Annotated in this window: 15 protein-coding genes; 9 read left to right on the plus strand and 6 right to left on the minus strand. The window is 69.8% G+C overall.

Going from position 1 to position 12,751, the window contains the following annotated elements:
* Position 1: 1 nt before the first annotated feature.
* From IG84_RS0132810 to IG84_RS0132835, 6 genes are all read right to left on the minus strand, one after another.
* A complete protein-coding gene (locus IG84_RS0132810; protein ID WP_031065466.1) occupies positions 2-943 on the minus strand; it encodes a phosphotriesterase family protein in 942 nt (313 codons plus the stop codon).
* Positions 944-1,045: 102 nt separating this feature from the next.
* Positions 1,046-2,413 carry a YhfT family protein gene (locus IG84_RS0132815; protein WP_245659684.1) on the minus strand — a complete coding sequence of 456 codons (1,368 nt, stop codon included), beginning with the start codon at positions 2,411-2,413 and terminating at the stop codon, positions 1,046-1,048.
* 27 nt (positions 2,414-2,440) lie between these two features.
* Positions 2,441-2,800, minus strand: a complete 360-nt coding sequence (locus tag IG84_RS0132820) for a DUF2620 domain-containing protein (RefSeq protein ID WP_031065482.1) — start codon at positions 2,798-2,800, stop codon at positions 2,441-2,443.
* On the minus strand, positions 2,797-3,183 hold the full coding sequence (locus tag IG84_RS0132825) for a PRD domain-containing protein (protein ID WP_031065483.1): 387 nt from the start codon (positions 3,181-3,183) through the stop codon (positions 2,797-2,799). The genes IG84_RS0132820 and IG84_RS0132825 overlap by 4 nt, the downstream gene beginning before the upstream one ends.
* 250 nt (positions 3,184-3,433) lie before the next feature.
* Complete coding sequence (gene yhfZ / locus IG84_RS0132830) at positions 3,434-4,372, minus strand: GntR family transcriptional regulator YhfZ (protein WP_031065486.1); 939 nt, start codon at positions 4,370-4,372, stop codon at positions 3,434-3,436.
* Between the two features lie 221 nt (positions 4,373-4,593).
* Positions 4,594-5,481 carry a class I SAM-dependent methyltransferase gene (locus IG84_RS0132835; RefSeq protein ID WP_078649684.1) on the minus strand — a complete coding sequence of 296 codons (888 nt, stop codon included), beginning with the start codon at positions 5,479-5,481 and terminating at the stop codon, positions 4,594-4,596.
* 602 nt (positions 5,482-6,083) lie between these two features.
* Between IG84_RS0132835 and IG84_RS0132840 the strand changes: the two genes are divergently transcribed.
* From IG84_RS0132840 to lepB (IG84_RS38385), 9 genes are all read left to right on the plus strand, one after another.
* A complete protein-coding gene (locus IG84_RS0132840; RefSeq protein WP_031065492.1) occupies positions 6,084-6,671 on the plus strand; it encodes a hypothetical protein in 588 nt (195 codons plus the stop codon).
* A gap of 261 nt (positions 6,672-6,932) precedes the next feature.
* Positions 6,933-7,376, plus strand: a complete 444-nt coding sequence (rpsP, locus tag IG84_RS0132845; RefSeq protein WP_030267147.1) for a 30S ribosomal protein S16 — start codon at positions 6,933-6,935, stop codon at positions 7,374-7,376.
* Between the two features lie 2 nt (positions 7,377-7,378).
* A complete protein-coding gene (locus tag IG84_RS0132850) occupies positions 7,379-7,618 on the plus strand; it encodes an RNA-binding protein (protein ID WP_030267150.1) in 240 nt (79 codons plus the stop codon).
* 216 nt (positions 7,619-7,834) lie between these two features.
* Positions 7,835-8,476, plus strand: a complete 642-nt coding sequence (gene rimM / locus IG84_RS0132855) for a ribosome maturation factor RimM (RefSeq protein ID WP_031065496.1) — start codon at positions 7,835-7,837, stop codon at positions 8,474-8,476.
* A gap of 2 nt (positions 8,477-8,478) precedes the next feature.
* Entirely contained in the window at positions 8,479-9,294 is an 816-nt protein-coding gene (trmD, locus tag IG84_RS0132860) for a tRNA (guanosine(37)-N1)-methyltransferase TrmD (protein ID WP_031065498.1), read from the plus strand.
* Positions 9,295-9,443: 149 nt separating this feature from the next.
* Positions 9,444-9,791, plus strand: coding sequence for a 50S ribosomal protein L19 (rplS, locus tag IG84_RS0132865; RefSeq protein ID WP_030267158.1), 348 nt, complete (start codon positions 9,444-9,446; stop codon positions 9,789-9,791).
* A 48-nt stretch (positions 9,792-9,839) separates the two neighbouring features.
* Positions 9,840-10,700, plus strand: coding sequence for a signal peptidase I (gene lepB, locus IG84_RS0132870; protein ID WP_031065501.1), 861 nt, complete (start codon positions 9,840-9,842; stop codon positions 10,698-10,700).
* Complete coding sequence (gene lepB / locus IG84_RS0132875) at positions 10,693-11,817, plus strand: signal peptidase I (protein ID WP_031065503.1); 1,125 nt, start codon at positions 10,693-10,695, stop codon at positions 11,815-11,817. Before lepB (IG84_RS0132870) ends, lepB (IG84_RS0132875) begins: the two co-directional genes overlap by 8 nt.
* A gap of 79 nt (positions 11,818-11,896) precedes the next feature.
* Positions 11,897-12,712 carry a signal peptidase I gene (lepB, locus tag IG84_RS38385; protein ID WP_051862723.1) on the plus strand — a complete coding sequence of 272 codons (816 nt, stop codon included), beginning with the start codon at positions 11,897-11,899 and terminating at the stop codon, positions 12,710-12,712.
* The last annotated feature ends 39 nt before the right edge of the window (positions 12,713-12,751 follow it).

Raw genomic sequence — 12,751 nt, forward strand, 5'->3', positions numbered from 1 at the left:
CTCAGGTCGCCTCCTCTGTGCGCGCTCCGGTGAGGAAGCGGATCGGATTGCGGCGGGTCATCAGATCGATCAGGTCCTCGTCCACCCCTGCCGCCCGCAGCCGCGGCAGGAAGGACCGGAACAGATGGCCGTACCCCTGTCCGCCCTCGCCCCGCAGATAGCCGTGCCGGGAGATGTCGCAACTCAGCAGCACCCGGCCCGCATGCCCGGCCGCCACCAGCTGCAGCAGCAGCCGCAGCCGGACCGCGTCGCTCTGGTAGCTCTCCTTGCCGATCGTGTCGAAGGCGACGTACGCCCCCCGCTCCGCCAGCTCCCGGTGCACACCCGAGTCGTCCAGCAGGTCCTGATGGCCGATGCAGATCCGGTGCGGCGGCAGCCCCTCGGCGGTGAGCAACGCCAGCTGGGCGGCGCCGCCCCGGCCGAGCTGAGCGTGGGTGGCCACGGAGAGGCCGGTGGCCACGGCGGCCCGTGCGGCCGCTTTCAGCGCCCGGACCTCCGGCTCGCTGGGGCGGTCACCATGACTGCCGACCTCTCCGATGACGCCGGGGAGTATGCCCTCCGGACCGATGCCTTCGGTGATCTCCCGCACCAGCGTGTCGGTCAGCTCCTCGACGCCGGCGTCGCCGACCTCGGAAGGGTGGAACGGCTCGTAGTACCAGCCGGTGGCCGCGACGACCGGGACGCCGGAGTCCTTGGAGATCCGGGCCAGCGCGGTCACGTCGCGGCCCATGCCCCGGCAGCTCAGCTCGATGACCAGCGAAAGACCCAACTCCTCGCGCATCTCGGCGAGTTCGCCGATGACCGCGTCGGTGTGGCGGTCGTCGAGCACCGCTGCCCGGTCGGTGCCCCGGCGCAGGTCGAGCGCCAGGTGCTCGTGTGCGAGTGCGGGGCCCCGTACGGCGGCGGGGGTGAGGGGGCCGGTGACGGTCCGGATGTCGTGCATGGTGCTGCCTTGCTTTCTTCCTGCCGGAGGGCCGGTCCTGCTGGAGGTCGGTGGCTCGCCCCGTTCCCGTACGCCGCCGGTCGGGCCTGCGTACGGACCGCGTCAGCCCTTGACGGGAGTGAACAGGTCCAGCCAGTACAGGAGGTTGAGGATGACGCCGCCGACGATCACGGCGGCGGGTGCCGCGGCCATGCGGACCACGACCCGGCCCATCGCCTCGTTCAGCAGGTAGAGCCCGCCGACGATGAGGATGCCGAGGCCGCCGCCCATGGCATTGGCCGCCATCAGGGAGCCGAAGAGGATGGCCAGCTGCAGCGAGTCGCTGATCGCGCTGCGCAGGTGCTCGGAGGAGTCCCGTACCGACGGCAGCCGACCGAGTATCCGGCCGATCCACGAGAGCGCCAGCACCTCGACGGCGAAGACCAGGGCTCCGCATATCAGTGCCAGCCAGGGGTTCGGCAGGAGATAGCCGATCGGGTAGACCAGCGTGAAGCCGGCGATGCCGTAGGCGCCCGAGGCAAGGGCCGTGGTGGCGATCAGCGGGACGAAGCCGAAGACGCGGTAGAAGTCCACCTGGGCCGCGCCGCTGTAGTCACCCTTGGCGACCAGGAAGCTGGTCGCCTCGCCACCGCCGAAGATGTGCATCTGGGCCAGCAGGCAGACCCCGGCACCCAGCACCATGAACAGCGGCAGATGCTTGCGCAGCCGGGTCGCGCTCGTACTGAACAACGAGGCCATCGGGTCGTCGCCGCCCGACGCGTCCTCCGCCGGGCCGTCGGCTCTTCCGGCCTGCTCGGCCCGCTCCTTCCTGCGCTGCCGCAGATCCTTGGCCACGGCGAACGCGATCAGCATCAGCACGCCCACCGCCATGGCGATGGCTCCGGCGAAGATGCCCGGCCACAGCTTCATCGTGGCGACAACCAGGGCCAGTTCGACCAGGCCCGCGATACCGCCGCGCAGCTTGCCGAACTGCTTGCTGATCGCCAGTACCGGAAAGAGCGTGAAGAGAAAGAGGATCGGCGTCGACATCTGCTGCATCGCGGTGAGGAAGTCGACCGGCAGGTCGTGCGCCAGGCTGTTGGCACCGTTCAGCCCGAAGACGACGACCGCGCCCCAGGCGGCCCCGAGGACCGGCGCCAGCCACTTCTTCGGCGAGAGGATGCCGAGGATGTCGGTGGGCAGGAAGAGCAGCCAGGGGTTCAGCACCCCCGTGGACAGCGCCATCGGCGCGCCCAGTCCGAAGATGAAGCCCGCGGAGAGTCCGAAGGACACGGCCGTGGTGGCGCTGCGGGTCGTGCGCCCCTGAATGAAGTCCAGCATGAAGGGGCGGACGCCGTCATTGAAGACGGCCAGGGCCAGATGCGAGATGAAGGCCGTCAGGGCGCAGAGGACGATGACGGTCAGCTGCTGTGTCAGCGACAGGCCGAGATCTGTGCTGCCGGCGGCTGCGGCGGCGATGTTCCCACGCACGGCTCACTCCTCAATGCCTTGACCGGGTCAGGCGTCGTGGGCCGCGATGGCGCGGGCGAGGACGGGGGCGACAGTGTCGATCTTGTCCATGCCGAAGCCGAAGACCTTCTTGCCGGCGCCGATGAGGGCGCTCACCTCGTCCTCGGTGGGGACGGAGCGGCCGAAGGTGTGGCAGGCGGCGCTGCCCATGAGGCCCAGCAGGACACCGAGCGAGGCGCCGGCGCCGGTGTGGCAGGTGCCCAGGTAGTAGTCGGCCTGTCCGGCGCGCAGTTTCATCGCCGCGTCCATGTCGCTGGAGACAGCGACGTCGACGCCGTCCAAGGCCAGCTTCTGCACTGTCTCGGCGACCTCGAGCTTGCCGACGCCGCCGGTGAGAATCTTCGTCATGGCACGTCCCTTGTGAGTGCGTCCTTGGGGAGTACGGCGAGATGCATCGCCAGGAAATTGATCTCGGAGTCGGGCAGCGCGGCGCCCAGTTCCTTCTCGGCGCGCAGGGATATGGCGCGGGCCCGCGCGACGGCCCGGCGATGGTCGACAAGTTCCGCCGCCACGTCCTCGTCGGTGCGGAACTGCTCGATGGGCTCGCCGCTCAGCAGCCGGGTGAGGGCCATCACGAGGTGACTGGTCAACAGGCCGGCGGTGTCCTCGGTGACGGGATGACCTTCGGCGGCCAGGGCCGTCAGCTCCTCCTCGACGAATCGCGTCACCTGCGGCGGCGCCTGTCCGCTGTCCCGGAAGAGCCGGAGGCGGAGGGCGAGTCGGTCCTCCATGGGGCGTCCTTTCCTCGCGATGCCTGCGGTATGACTGATATCGACAGTAACCAGGATTCTGGATATTGACGAGAGTCGTGTGCACTCTTTTTCGAATGAGTGAAGGTGTGCTCTGCGGTTGACGCTCGGTTCGGGCAAGGTGAAGCCGGCGCGCGCCGCCGTCCGGGCCGGTTGCGAGCGGACTCTGTGATCGGCTTCCGGCTGAGGGGATGGTGGCGTCCAGTTTTCTCCGGGGCCGCCGCTCTCTGGGTCAGTACGAAGGCATGCGCTCGCCGCGCAGTACCTCCCCCTGCAGATCGGTGACGACGGACAGGTCCAGTCCGTCTCGTACCGCGCTCAGGGCAGCGGCGCCCTGCGCCCGTCCTATGAGCGCGGCGCTGGAGTTGCGCAGGGACAGATCGCGGGTGATGTCGTCGCCCAGCGGCAGTACGTCGACGTCCGGCCCGAGGTGGTCCTGGACCTCATCGAGATTCCATACCGTGGCGTCCACCTCGCCGCGTGCGAACAGGTCCCGCAGTTGCATGTACGACGCCTCCACCCACTGGATGTCGTCGCGTCCGGCGAACGTCCGACCGGCCAGCATCCGCAGGTCCTCGGATGCGGAGTCGACGGCCACCCGGAGCCCCGGCGTTTCCGGATCCACGCCGTGCCGCAGCAGCAGGCCGTGTGCGCCGACGTACGTGGCCGGGCCGAGGTCGGCGACCAGCTCCAAGGGGAGCTCGTCGAGGAAGCGGTCGGCGGCGAAGCGGGAGAGTACGACCAGGTCGACCTTGCTCTCCAGTAGGGCCTCGACGCGAGTGGCCGCGCCCCGCATGAACGTGATCGCGAACGGGGCGCCGGCGCCCTCGAAGGCCGTGCGCAGGCCGGTGGCCAGCCCTTCGTACCGCCGTGAATAGGGGAGGGGCATGGCGGCGAGCAGCGTGCCGAGCCCCGACAGGCGCCACAGTATGGCCCGGTCGGCCCGCACGAGGAACGTACCGAGGTGACCGCGGGCGACCGTCTCGATCGCACCCGCCTCCTCCAGAAGCTGAAGGGCGGCCTGGATAGTGCCATTGCCCACGCCGAGCTCCTCGGCGAAGTCGCGGACGCGGGGGAGGCGGGTGTCCTCGTCATGATGGAGCAACAGGGCCGCGAGCTGCCGGGCAGCCAGTCCATTGCGGGTGAGGAACCGCTCGTCCACGCTGTTCATGCAAATGACAATAACCAGGATTCTGGATTTTGCCAAGCAATTTTCACGAATGAGCGAATGGGCGAGTGTGCAAGGCGTGCGGACAGGGCTCAGTGGGCGCGGACGTCATCGCCGGCACTCACGGCGGCTCGACTTGCCGTTGCCGAGCCGTGGTGCCCGTGCGAATGACGTCCGCGTCCCCTTCCCGCGACTGCGGAGGTGCCGCGACGGCGGGAGGGTGCTCAGCGCGTCCGGGCGATCAGGTAGCGGAAGACGTTCGGCATCCAGACCGTGCCGTCCGCGCGCTGGTACGGATGCAGCGCCTCCGACAGTTCCTTCTCCACCTGCGCCGGATCGGCGACCTGCATCGCCGCGTCGAACAGGCCCGTCGACAGCAGCCCGCGCATCGCACTCGGAAGATCGGCGTACCCGAAGGGGCAGGCCACCCGGCCCGAACCGTCCGGCCGCAGCCCCGCACGCTCCGCCAGCTCCTCCAGGTCGTCCCGGCTGCTGGGCCGCCAGCCCGCCGCCGCGGGCGACGTCGTCCGGTCGAGCGGGAGGGATGGATCCGCGAGCCGTTGCGCCACTCGGAGTACGCCTGCCGTGGCGCATCGCTCGACCGGGCCCCACCCGCCAAGTACCACCGGGCTGCCGCGCTCGGCGAGGGCCGTCGCCGTCTGCAAGGAGGACGCCAGCCCGTCGACGGTGCTGACGCAGCCCACCGGGTGGAACGCCGTCACCAGATTGAAGCGGTGGGGAGAATCCATGCACTCCGGTCCGCCGTGCGCCAGGCACGCGGCCGACTCCCCGGAGCCCCCGCCCGCCTGCTCCGGCGCCAGCCGCTCCCGGGCCAGCCGCAGCCGCGGTTCATCCATGTCCACCCCGCTGACCTGCGCGCCACGGGCCGTGGCCATCAGCAGGGCGAGGCCGGAACCACACCCCAGTGCCAGCAGTCGGGTGTGCGGGCCGACATCCAGCCGTTGATACACGGCCTCATACAGCGGCACCAGCATCCGTTCCTGGATTTCGGCCCAGTCGCGGGCGCGCGCCCCCGAACCGGGGCCGTCCGGTGCAGGGTGACCGGAAGGGCCGGAACGCTGGAGGCCGTGCTGTACGAGCGTGGGTGTCATGGAAAGCGCCCCTATCCGCCGAGAGCCCGAGCTTGAGGAAAATGGTCTTCCGCCCCCGATTTGTTGCGCTGTGCCCCCCGGTCCAGACAACCCCCCATCCATCCCAGAGTCCAGGGGTTGCGCCCGGTTGTCTACCGCGCGCCCCCGTTTGCGCCGTCCGGGCGCAGGGCGGCCGGCGGCGGGCACGGAGGCGGCCGCTGCCCGGCGCCCTTCATGGGCTTCGAGGCGCCCCTCACCCGGGTGGCGTACGGCGCTTCGCACCCCCGGCCGTAGGGCGTCCGCAGCACGTGGACGGGGTGGCTTCGGACAGTCGCGGCCTCGCCGGTACGATCACCATGATCGCGCGGCCGGCTCTGAGGCCGCGCCGCCCCTTCGGGGCCCGCGGGACACGATGGTGCACAGGTGCTCCATGGCGTCCGCCCGTCCGGTGTGCCGGACGTACACGTCGATACATACCGGCTCGGCACCCGGTGCGCGTCTCGTCCACAGAAAGACGCACCCGCCCTCCACGGGCCGCATAAGTGGAAACTGACTGGTACGTGCAAATTATTTGGGATGCCCCGGAATCGGAACACTGAGCGGTACCGGCTCGTTGTCACGACGTGAGCACGACACCTGTTCTCGCCGCCGAGCTGGCGCTCGCTTGGGCCGACATTCAACGGCACCATCCCGAGCTGCCGGATTTGGCCGCGCCCGAATCCCTGATCGGAGAGTCCTCGTCCGCCTGCGGCGCCGAGCTCTCCTTCGAACGGCTGCTTCATGAGGCAGTTCACGGCATCGCCGCGTCCCGCGGCGTCCGCGACACCTCACGCGCCGGTCGCTACCACAACCGCCGATTCCTGGCGATCGCCGAGGAGCTGGGCCTGGACCACGCCGACGAGCCGCACCCCAGCAGCGGCTTCTCCCTGGTCACGCTCAACCCCGAAGCCAGAAGGCGGTACCGCCCCACCATCGAGCGGCTCGGCAGAGCACTCAAGGCGCACACCGTCGCCACTGCGGCCGACAGCAGCCGCAGCTTCCGTGGCCCGGCCGCGCGGCACGGCTCCTCCGGTGGCGGCGTAAGGGTCAAGGCCGTCTGCGACTGCGGACGCAACGTCCGGGTCGTCCCCTCCGTGCTCGCCCAGGCCCCCATCGTGTGCGGCGGCTGCGGCAAGCCGTTCCGCATCCCCGAGGTGGCCGCGGTCGGCTGACCGGGGCACAGGGCCGGCCGCCCGACCGACCGCGGCCGGCCACACCCCGGACGACGGAAGGCGATCGGCCCTCCTGGTCAGCGGGCGGCGGCCCGAGGTCGGCCGCCCCGTGCTCGTATGGCACAATGGCTAGCTGTACTCGACAGTCGCACAGGACCCCTCTCTCCTCCGGCTGACGCGTCCATCGGGCACTCGGGTACCGCAACCCCACGTGGCATCTCGTTGTGCCCAACCACGTCAACACCAGGAGACACCACTCCCGTGGCAGTCAAGATCAAGCTGAAGCGTCTGGGCAAGATCCGTTCGCCTCACTACCGCATCGTCGTTGCCGACTCCCGTACCCGCCGTGACGGCCGGGCCATCGAGGAGATCGGCCTGTACCACCCGGTGCAGAACCCCTCGCGCATCGAGGTCGACTCCGAGCGTGTCCAGTACTGGCTGGGTGTCGGCGCGCAGCCGACCGAGCCCGTCGCGGCCATCCTCAAGGTCACCGGTGACTGGCAGAAGTTCAAGGGTCTGCCCGCCCCGGCCCCGATGAAGGTCGCCGAGCCCAAGGCCGACAAGCGCGCCCTCTTCGAGGCCGCCGCCAAGGACGCCGGTGACGAGCCGAAGGGTGAGGCCATCACCCCCAAGGCGAAGAAGGCTGACAAGAAGGCGGACGAGGCCGAGGCCGAGACGGCCAAGTCCGAGTCGACCGAGGCCTGAGCATGCTCGAGGAGGCTCTTGAGCACCTCGTCAAAGGCATCGTCGACAATCCCGACGACGTGCAGGTCGCCTCGCGCAACCTGCGTCGCGGACGCGTCCTGGAGGTCCGGGTGCACCCGGACGACCTCGGCAAGGTGATCGGCCGTAACGGCCGCACCGCACGCGCTCTGCGTACTGTTGTGGGTGCCCTCGGCGGCCGCGGTATCCGTGTCGACCTCGTCGATGTGGACCAGGTCCGCTGAGCATCGGAACACCGGCACGGGCCGGGGAGGGCTCCAAGCCTTCCCCGGCCCGTGTTGTTCGTCTGTGACCACGGCCGGACGATGGATCCAGGCGGCGAATCCCGGACCGTCACCACAAGCGGCCCACTCATGACCCCCACCATCAATTGAGAAACCACATCGGTGAGCAACCCCGTCCGCGAGAGCGGCGGCGGTTTAGCCGCAAAGAGGTGCATTTTGCAGCTGGTTGTCGCGCGGATCGGGCGCGCCCATGGGATCAAGGGCGAGGTCACGGTGGAGGTGCGCACGGACGAGCCGGAGCTGCGGCTCGCCCCGGGCGCGGTCCTGACCACCGACCCCGCGTCCACCGGCCCGCTGACCATCGAGACCGGTCGCGTGCACAGCGGTCGCCTGCTGCTGCGCTTCGAGGGCGTGAAGGACCGCACGGCCGCCGAAGCGCTCCGTAACACCCTGCTGATCGCCGAGGTCGACCCCGAGGAACTTCCCGAAGACCCCGAGGAGTTCTACGACCACCAGCTCATCGACCTCGACGTGGTGACCGAGGACGGTGTCGAGGTCGGCCGCATCGTCGAGATCTCCCACCTGCCGTACCACGACCTGCTGATCGTCGAGCGCCCCGACGGGAGCCAGGTCATGATCCCGTTCGTCGCGGAGATCGTGCCGGAGATCGATCTCGAGGAGCAGCGAGCGGTGATCACCCCGCCGCCGGGGCTGCTCGACGACGCCCAGGCGGAGGTCGCCTCCAGCCGGGAAGCGGACGCCGACGCGAGCTCCTCGAGCACGCCCGAAGGCGGCCCGGCGCCAGAAGACGGCGAGGCCCCCGAAGGCGGTCGGGCAGCGCGCGGTGAGGACGCCTGATCATGCGTCTCGACGTCGTCACGATCTTCCCCGAGTACCTCGAACCGCTGAACGTCTCGCTGGTAGGCAAGGCACGTGCCCGGGGGCAGCTGGATGTCCGCATTCACGACCTGCGTGAGTTCACCCACGACAAGCACAACACCGTGGACGACACCCCGTACGGCGGCGGCCCCGGCATGGTCATGAAGCCCGAGCCGTGGGGCGAGGCGCTGGACTCGGTCATCGCGTCGGGCGAGGGGGAGGAGCGGCCGGTGATCGTCGTCCCGACGCCCAGCGGCCGGCCCTTCACCCAGCAGCTCGCCGTCGAGCTCTCCGAGAAGCCGTGGCTGGTCTTCACCCCGGCCCGCTACGAAGGCATCGACCGCCGCGTCATCGAGGAGTACGGCGACCGGCTGGACGTCCGCGAGGTCTCCATCGGCGACTACGTGCTGGCCGGAGGCGAGGCGCCCGTCCTGGTCATGGTCGAGGCCATCGCCCGCCTCCTCCCCGGAGTGCTCGGCAACGCCGCGTCCCATCAGGACGACTCCTTCGCACCCGGGGCGATGGCCGACCTCCTGGAGGGGCCGGTCTACACCAAGCCCCCGGAGTGGCGCGGCCGCGGCATCCCCGAGGTGCTGCTCAGCGGCCACCACGGCAAGATCGCCCGCTGGCGCCGCGACGAGGCGTTCCGCCGTACGGACCGGAACCGCCCGGACCTGATCGAACGCGCCGACCCCGCCGTCTTCGACAAGAAGGACCGCGAAACCCTCTCCATTCTGGGGTGGGCCCCGGGACCGGACGGGCGATTTGGGCGTACGACCGAGGCCATGGAAGAATGAGCCGCTGCTGTGCGTCCGGCGCGCGCCCCTGCCACAGGGGGAACGACGCCCGCCCGACGGACCGGCACCCGGACTCCTCGTCCGGCTTCCGAACCATCATCACGAATTCCGCTGATGACCTGTGGCATCAGCGAAGAAAGCAGTAGGTCATGCACCTTCTCGACTCCGTCGACGCCGGGTCGCTGCGCAGCGACGTCCCCGCCTTCCGCCCGGGTGACACCGTCAACGTCCACGTCCGCGTCATCGAGGGCAACCGCTCCCGTGTGCAGCAGTTCAAGGGCGTCGTCATCCGCCGTCAGGGCGCCGGCGTGCGCGAGACCTTCACGGTCCGCAAGGTCAGCTTCTCCGTCGGCGTCGAGCGCACCTTCCCGGTGCACACCCCGATCGTTGAGAAGATCGAGGTCGTGACCCGCGGTGACGTCCGTCGCGCCAAGCTGTACTACCTCCGTGAGCTGCGCGGCAAGGCCGCCAAGATCAAGGAGAAGCGCGAGAGCTGAGCAGCCGTACGGTGTCCTTAACCCCGGGCCGGATAGGCTCTGGGCTCGATGGACACCGACGCACAGCCTTCAACGCTCCCGGAGCGCGACTCCTCTCCAGCCCCTGACCAAGGGGCGGAGCAGGGGTCGCGCTTCGGGTGTTTTTCTTGGCGGCGGAAGCGGCCCGCGAGCGTGTCCGGCGAGGGGCCGGCGGCGGAGTCCGGCGAGAGCCGCGAGGAAAGCCGCGAAGAGGCCGCTGCGCGCCCGCTGCTGCGGCGGGGCCCGGTTCTGCTGATGCTGGCCTGTCTGGCCTTCGTGGGGCTCCTCAGCGCCTTCGTCGTCCAGCCGTTCCTGATCCCCAGCTCGTCGATGGAGAACACGCTCCAGGTCGGCGACCGGGTACTGGTGAACAAGCTGGCGTACCGATTCGGCGGCGAACCGCGCCGGGGGGACGCCGTGGTGTTCGACGGCACCGGATCGTTCGTACAGGAGGAGCCGGCCGGCAACCCGGTGACGGAGCTGCTGCGCGGGGCCGGAGCCGCGGTGGGCCTGGTGCCGCCCGCGGAGACGGACTACATCAAGCGTGTGATCGGCGTCGGCGGGGACCGGGTGACCTGCTGCGACAAACGGGGACGGATCAAGGTGAACGGCGAACCGGTGGACGAGCTCTATCTCCACCCCGGAGACAGCCCGTCGGACGTGCCTTTCGACGTGGTCGTGCCCAAAGGGAAGCTGTGGGTCATGGGAGACCACCGTGCCAGGTCGAGTGACTCCCGCGACCACCTGGGCGACCCCGGTGGCGGCACCGTTCCGCTGGACAAGGTGATCGGCCGCGCCGACTGGATCGGCTGGCCGGTCGGCCGCTGGACCTCTCTGGAGCGGCCCCGCGCGTTCGACGGCATACCGGCTCCGGCAGGGCCCCATGGGTAACAGGGGGCGCCCGCGTCACGGGCACCACCGCACAGGCGCACCATCGGAGGGCCCCGCTACGGAGGTGCGCGGCTCCGTACCGGACGGCGCGCACGGCTCCGGTATGCGCGGCGCCGACTCCTATGGCGCGGACCTCGGCGGGGGCGGCACCGCGACCCGTACGACCGTGCCGGCGACCGGTGGGCGGGCCGACAGGCGACGCCAGGCCAAGCGCATCAAGAGGCGCAGGCAGCGTTCGTACCTGAAGGAGATACCGATCCTGATCGGGGTGGCGCTGGCGATCGCCCTGGTCCTGAAGACGTTCCTCGTACAGGCATTCGTGATCCCGTCGGGCTCCATGGAGCAGACCATCCAGATCGGTGACCGGGTGCTCGTCGACAAGCTGACCCCGTGGTTCGGCGCCGAGCCGCACCGGGGGGACGTGGTCGTCTTCAAGGATCCGAACCACTGGCTCGCGGGCGAGCGCACCACCGTGGCCGACGACGCGGTGGGCGTCAAGCAGGTCAAGGAAGCGCTCACCTTCATCGGGCTGCTGCCGTCGGCGGACGAGCAGGACCTGATCAAGCGGGTCGTCGCGGTGGGCGGCGACACCGTCAAGTGCTGTGACAAGAGCGGCAGGGTCACCGTCAACGGGACGCCGTTGAGCGAGCCGTACGTCCACCCGGGCAATCCGCCCTCGCAGTTGAAGTTCGAGGTCAACGTGCCGACCGGGCGGCTCTTCGTCATGGGGGACCACCGGTCCAACTCCGCCGACTCCCGGTACCACCTGGACGAGCCGTACCGGGGGACGGTCGCGGAGAGCAGTGTCGTGGGCCGCGCCGTGGTGATCGCCTGGCCGTTCGACCATTGGAAGCGCCTGGAAGAGCCCGATACGTACGCTTCTGTACGCGACGCGCCGGGCGCACCGGCGACGGCGGCTGTGGCGCCGCATAGTGTGTCACCCGAAGGTTTGACCGTCCTCCCGACCCCTGCGGAACTCCCGCTCGTTATGGGAGTGGTGGGCCTGCACCGTTTGACGAGCAGGCGGCGGCTTGGAGTAAGGAGTGAATGTGGGGGACGTGGCGGTCGGCGCGCGGTCCGGAACCGAAGAGCCCGAAGAACCAGAGGGGCGCGATAGGTCCCCCGTAGCGGACGTGGCCCATCAGGAGCAGCAGCCGCAGGACGCTGGACAGGAGAGGGAAGAGGAGAACGGCGGCGTGACGAAGGACAAGAAGCCGCCGCGCTCCTTCTGGAAGGAGCTGCCGCTCCTGATCCTCATCGCCCTGGCGCTGGCCCTGGTCATCAAGACCTTCCTGGTGCAGGCGTTCTCGATCCCGTCCGACTCGATGCAGAACACGCTGCAGCGCGGCGACCGGGTGCTGGTGGACAAGCTGACCCCGTGGTTCGGCGGGAAGCCGGAGCGCGGCGAGGTCGTCGTGTTCCACGACCCGGGCGGCTGGCTCAATGAAGTGCCCACGCCGACGCCGAATCCGGTCCAGAAGGTCCTCAGCTGGATCGGCCTGATGCCGTCCGCGGAGGAGAAGGACCTGATCAAGCGGGTCATCGCGGTCGGTGGTGACACGGTCGAGTGCAAGGGCACCGGACCGGTGAAGGTCAACGGCAAGGCGCTCCAGGAGGATGCGTACCTCTTCGCCGGGAACACCCCGTGCGGTGACAAGCCCTTCGGCCCGATCAAGGTGCCCGAGGGCCGGATCTGGGTGATGGGCGACCACCGTCAGGACTCCCTGGACTCGCGCTACCACCAGGACCTGAAGGGCAATGGCACGGTGTCGGAGGACGAGGTCGTGGGCCGCGCGTTCACGATCGCCTGGCCGGTCAACCGGTGGTCGCTGCTTCCGGTGCCGGACACCTTCGACCAGCCGGGGCTGAGCCAGGCGATGGCCGCGGCGCCGGCGGCGCTGGGTGTGGCCAGCGCGGTGCCGATCGTGCTGTGGCGGCGCCGGCGGGTGCTCGCAAAGCTGCCCGCCAACGTGGCGGTGGGAGCGACCGGCAAGGAGCCCCGCGAGCGCTGACCGCACGGCCCGTAGGTGAGGGATCTGTGTGCGTCCGGC

Origin of the sequence: Streptomyces ochraceiscleroticus, from assembly GCF_000720485.1 — a bacterium.
In the GTDB taxonomy this organism is placed as follows: domain Bacteria; phylum Actinomycetota; class Actinomycetes; order Streptomycetales; family Streptomycetaceae; genus Streptomyces; species Streptomyces ochraceiscleroticus.

What these genes read in the sequence shown, in the direction of transcription:
- IG84_RS0132820 (WP_031065482.1), bottom strand. Translation starts at nt 2,800, where the DNA reads ATGACGAAGATTCTCACCGGCGGCGTCGGCAAGCTCGAGGTCGCCGAG.
- IG84_RS0132825 (WP_031065483.1), bottom strand. Translation starts at nt 3,183, where the DNA reads ATGGAGGACCGACTCGCCCTCCGCCTCCGGCTCTTCCGGGACAGCGGA.
- trmD (WP_031065498.1), top strand. Translation starts at nt 8,479, where the DNA reads ATGCGTCTCGACGTCGTCACGATCTTCCCCGAGTACCTCGAACCGCTG.
- IG84_RS0132810 (WP_031065466.1), bottom strand. Translation starts at nt 943, where the DNA reads ATGCACGACATCCGGACCGTCACCGGCCCCCTCACCCCCGCCGCCGTA.
- lepB (WP_031065501.1), top strand. Translation starts at nt 9,840, where the DNA reads ATGGACACCGACGCACAGCCTTCAACGCTCCCGGAGCGCGACTCCTCT.
- IG84_RS0132850 (WP_030267150.1), top strand. Translation starts at nt 7,379, where the DNA reads ATGCTCGAGGAGGCTCTTGAGCACCTCGTCAAAGGCATCGTCGACAAT.
- rplS (WP_030267158.1), top strand. Translation starts at nt 9,444, where the DNA reads ATGCACCTTCTCGACTCCGTCGACGCCGGGTCGCTGCGCAGCGACGTC.
- yhfZ (WP_031065486.1), bottom strand. Translation starts at nt 4,372, where the DNA reads ATGAACAGCGTGGACGAGCGGTTCCTCACCCGCAATGGACTGGCTGCC.
- lepB (WP_031065503.1), top strand. Translation starts at nt 10,693, where the DNA reads ATGGGTAACAGGGGGCGCCCGCGTCACGGGCACCACCGCACAGGCGCA.
- IG84_RS0132835 (WP_078649684.1), bottom strand. Translation starts at nt 5,481, where the DNA reads ATGACACCCACGCTCGTACAGCACGGCCTCCAGCGTTCCGGCCCTTCC.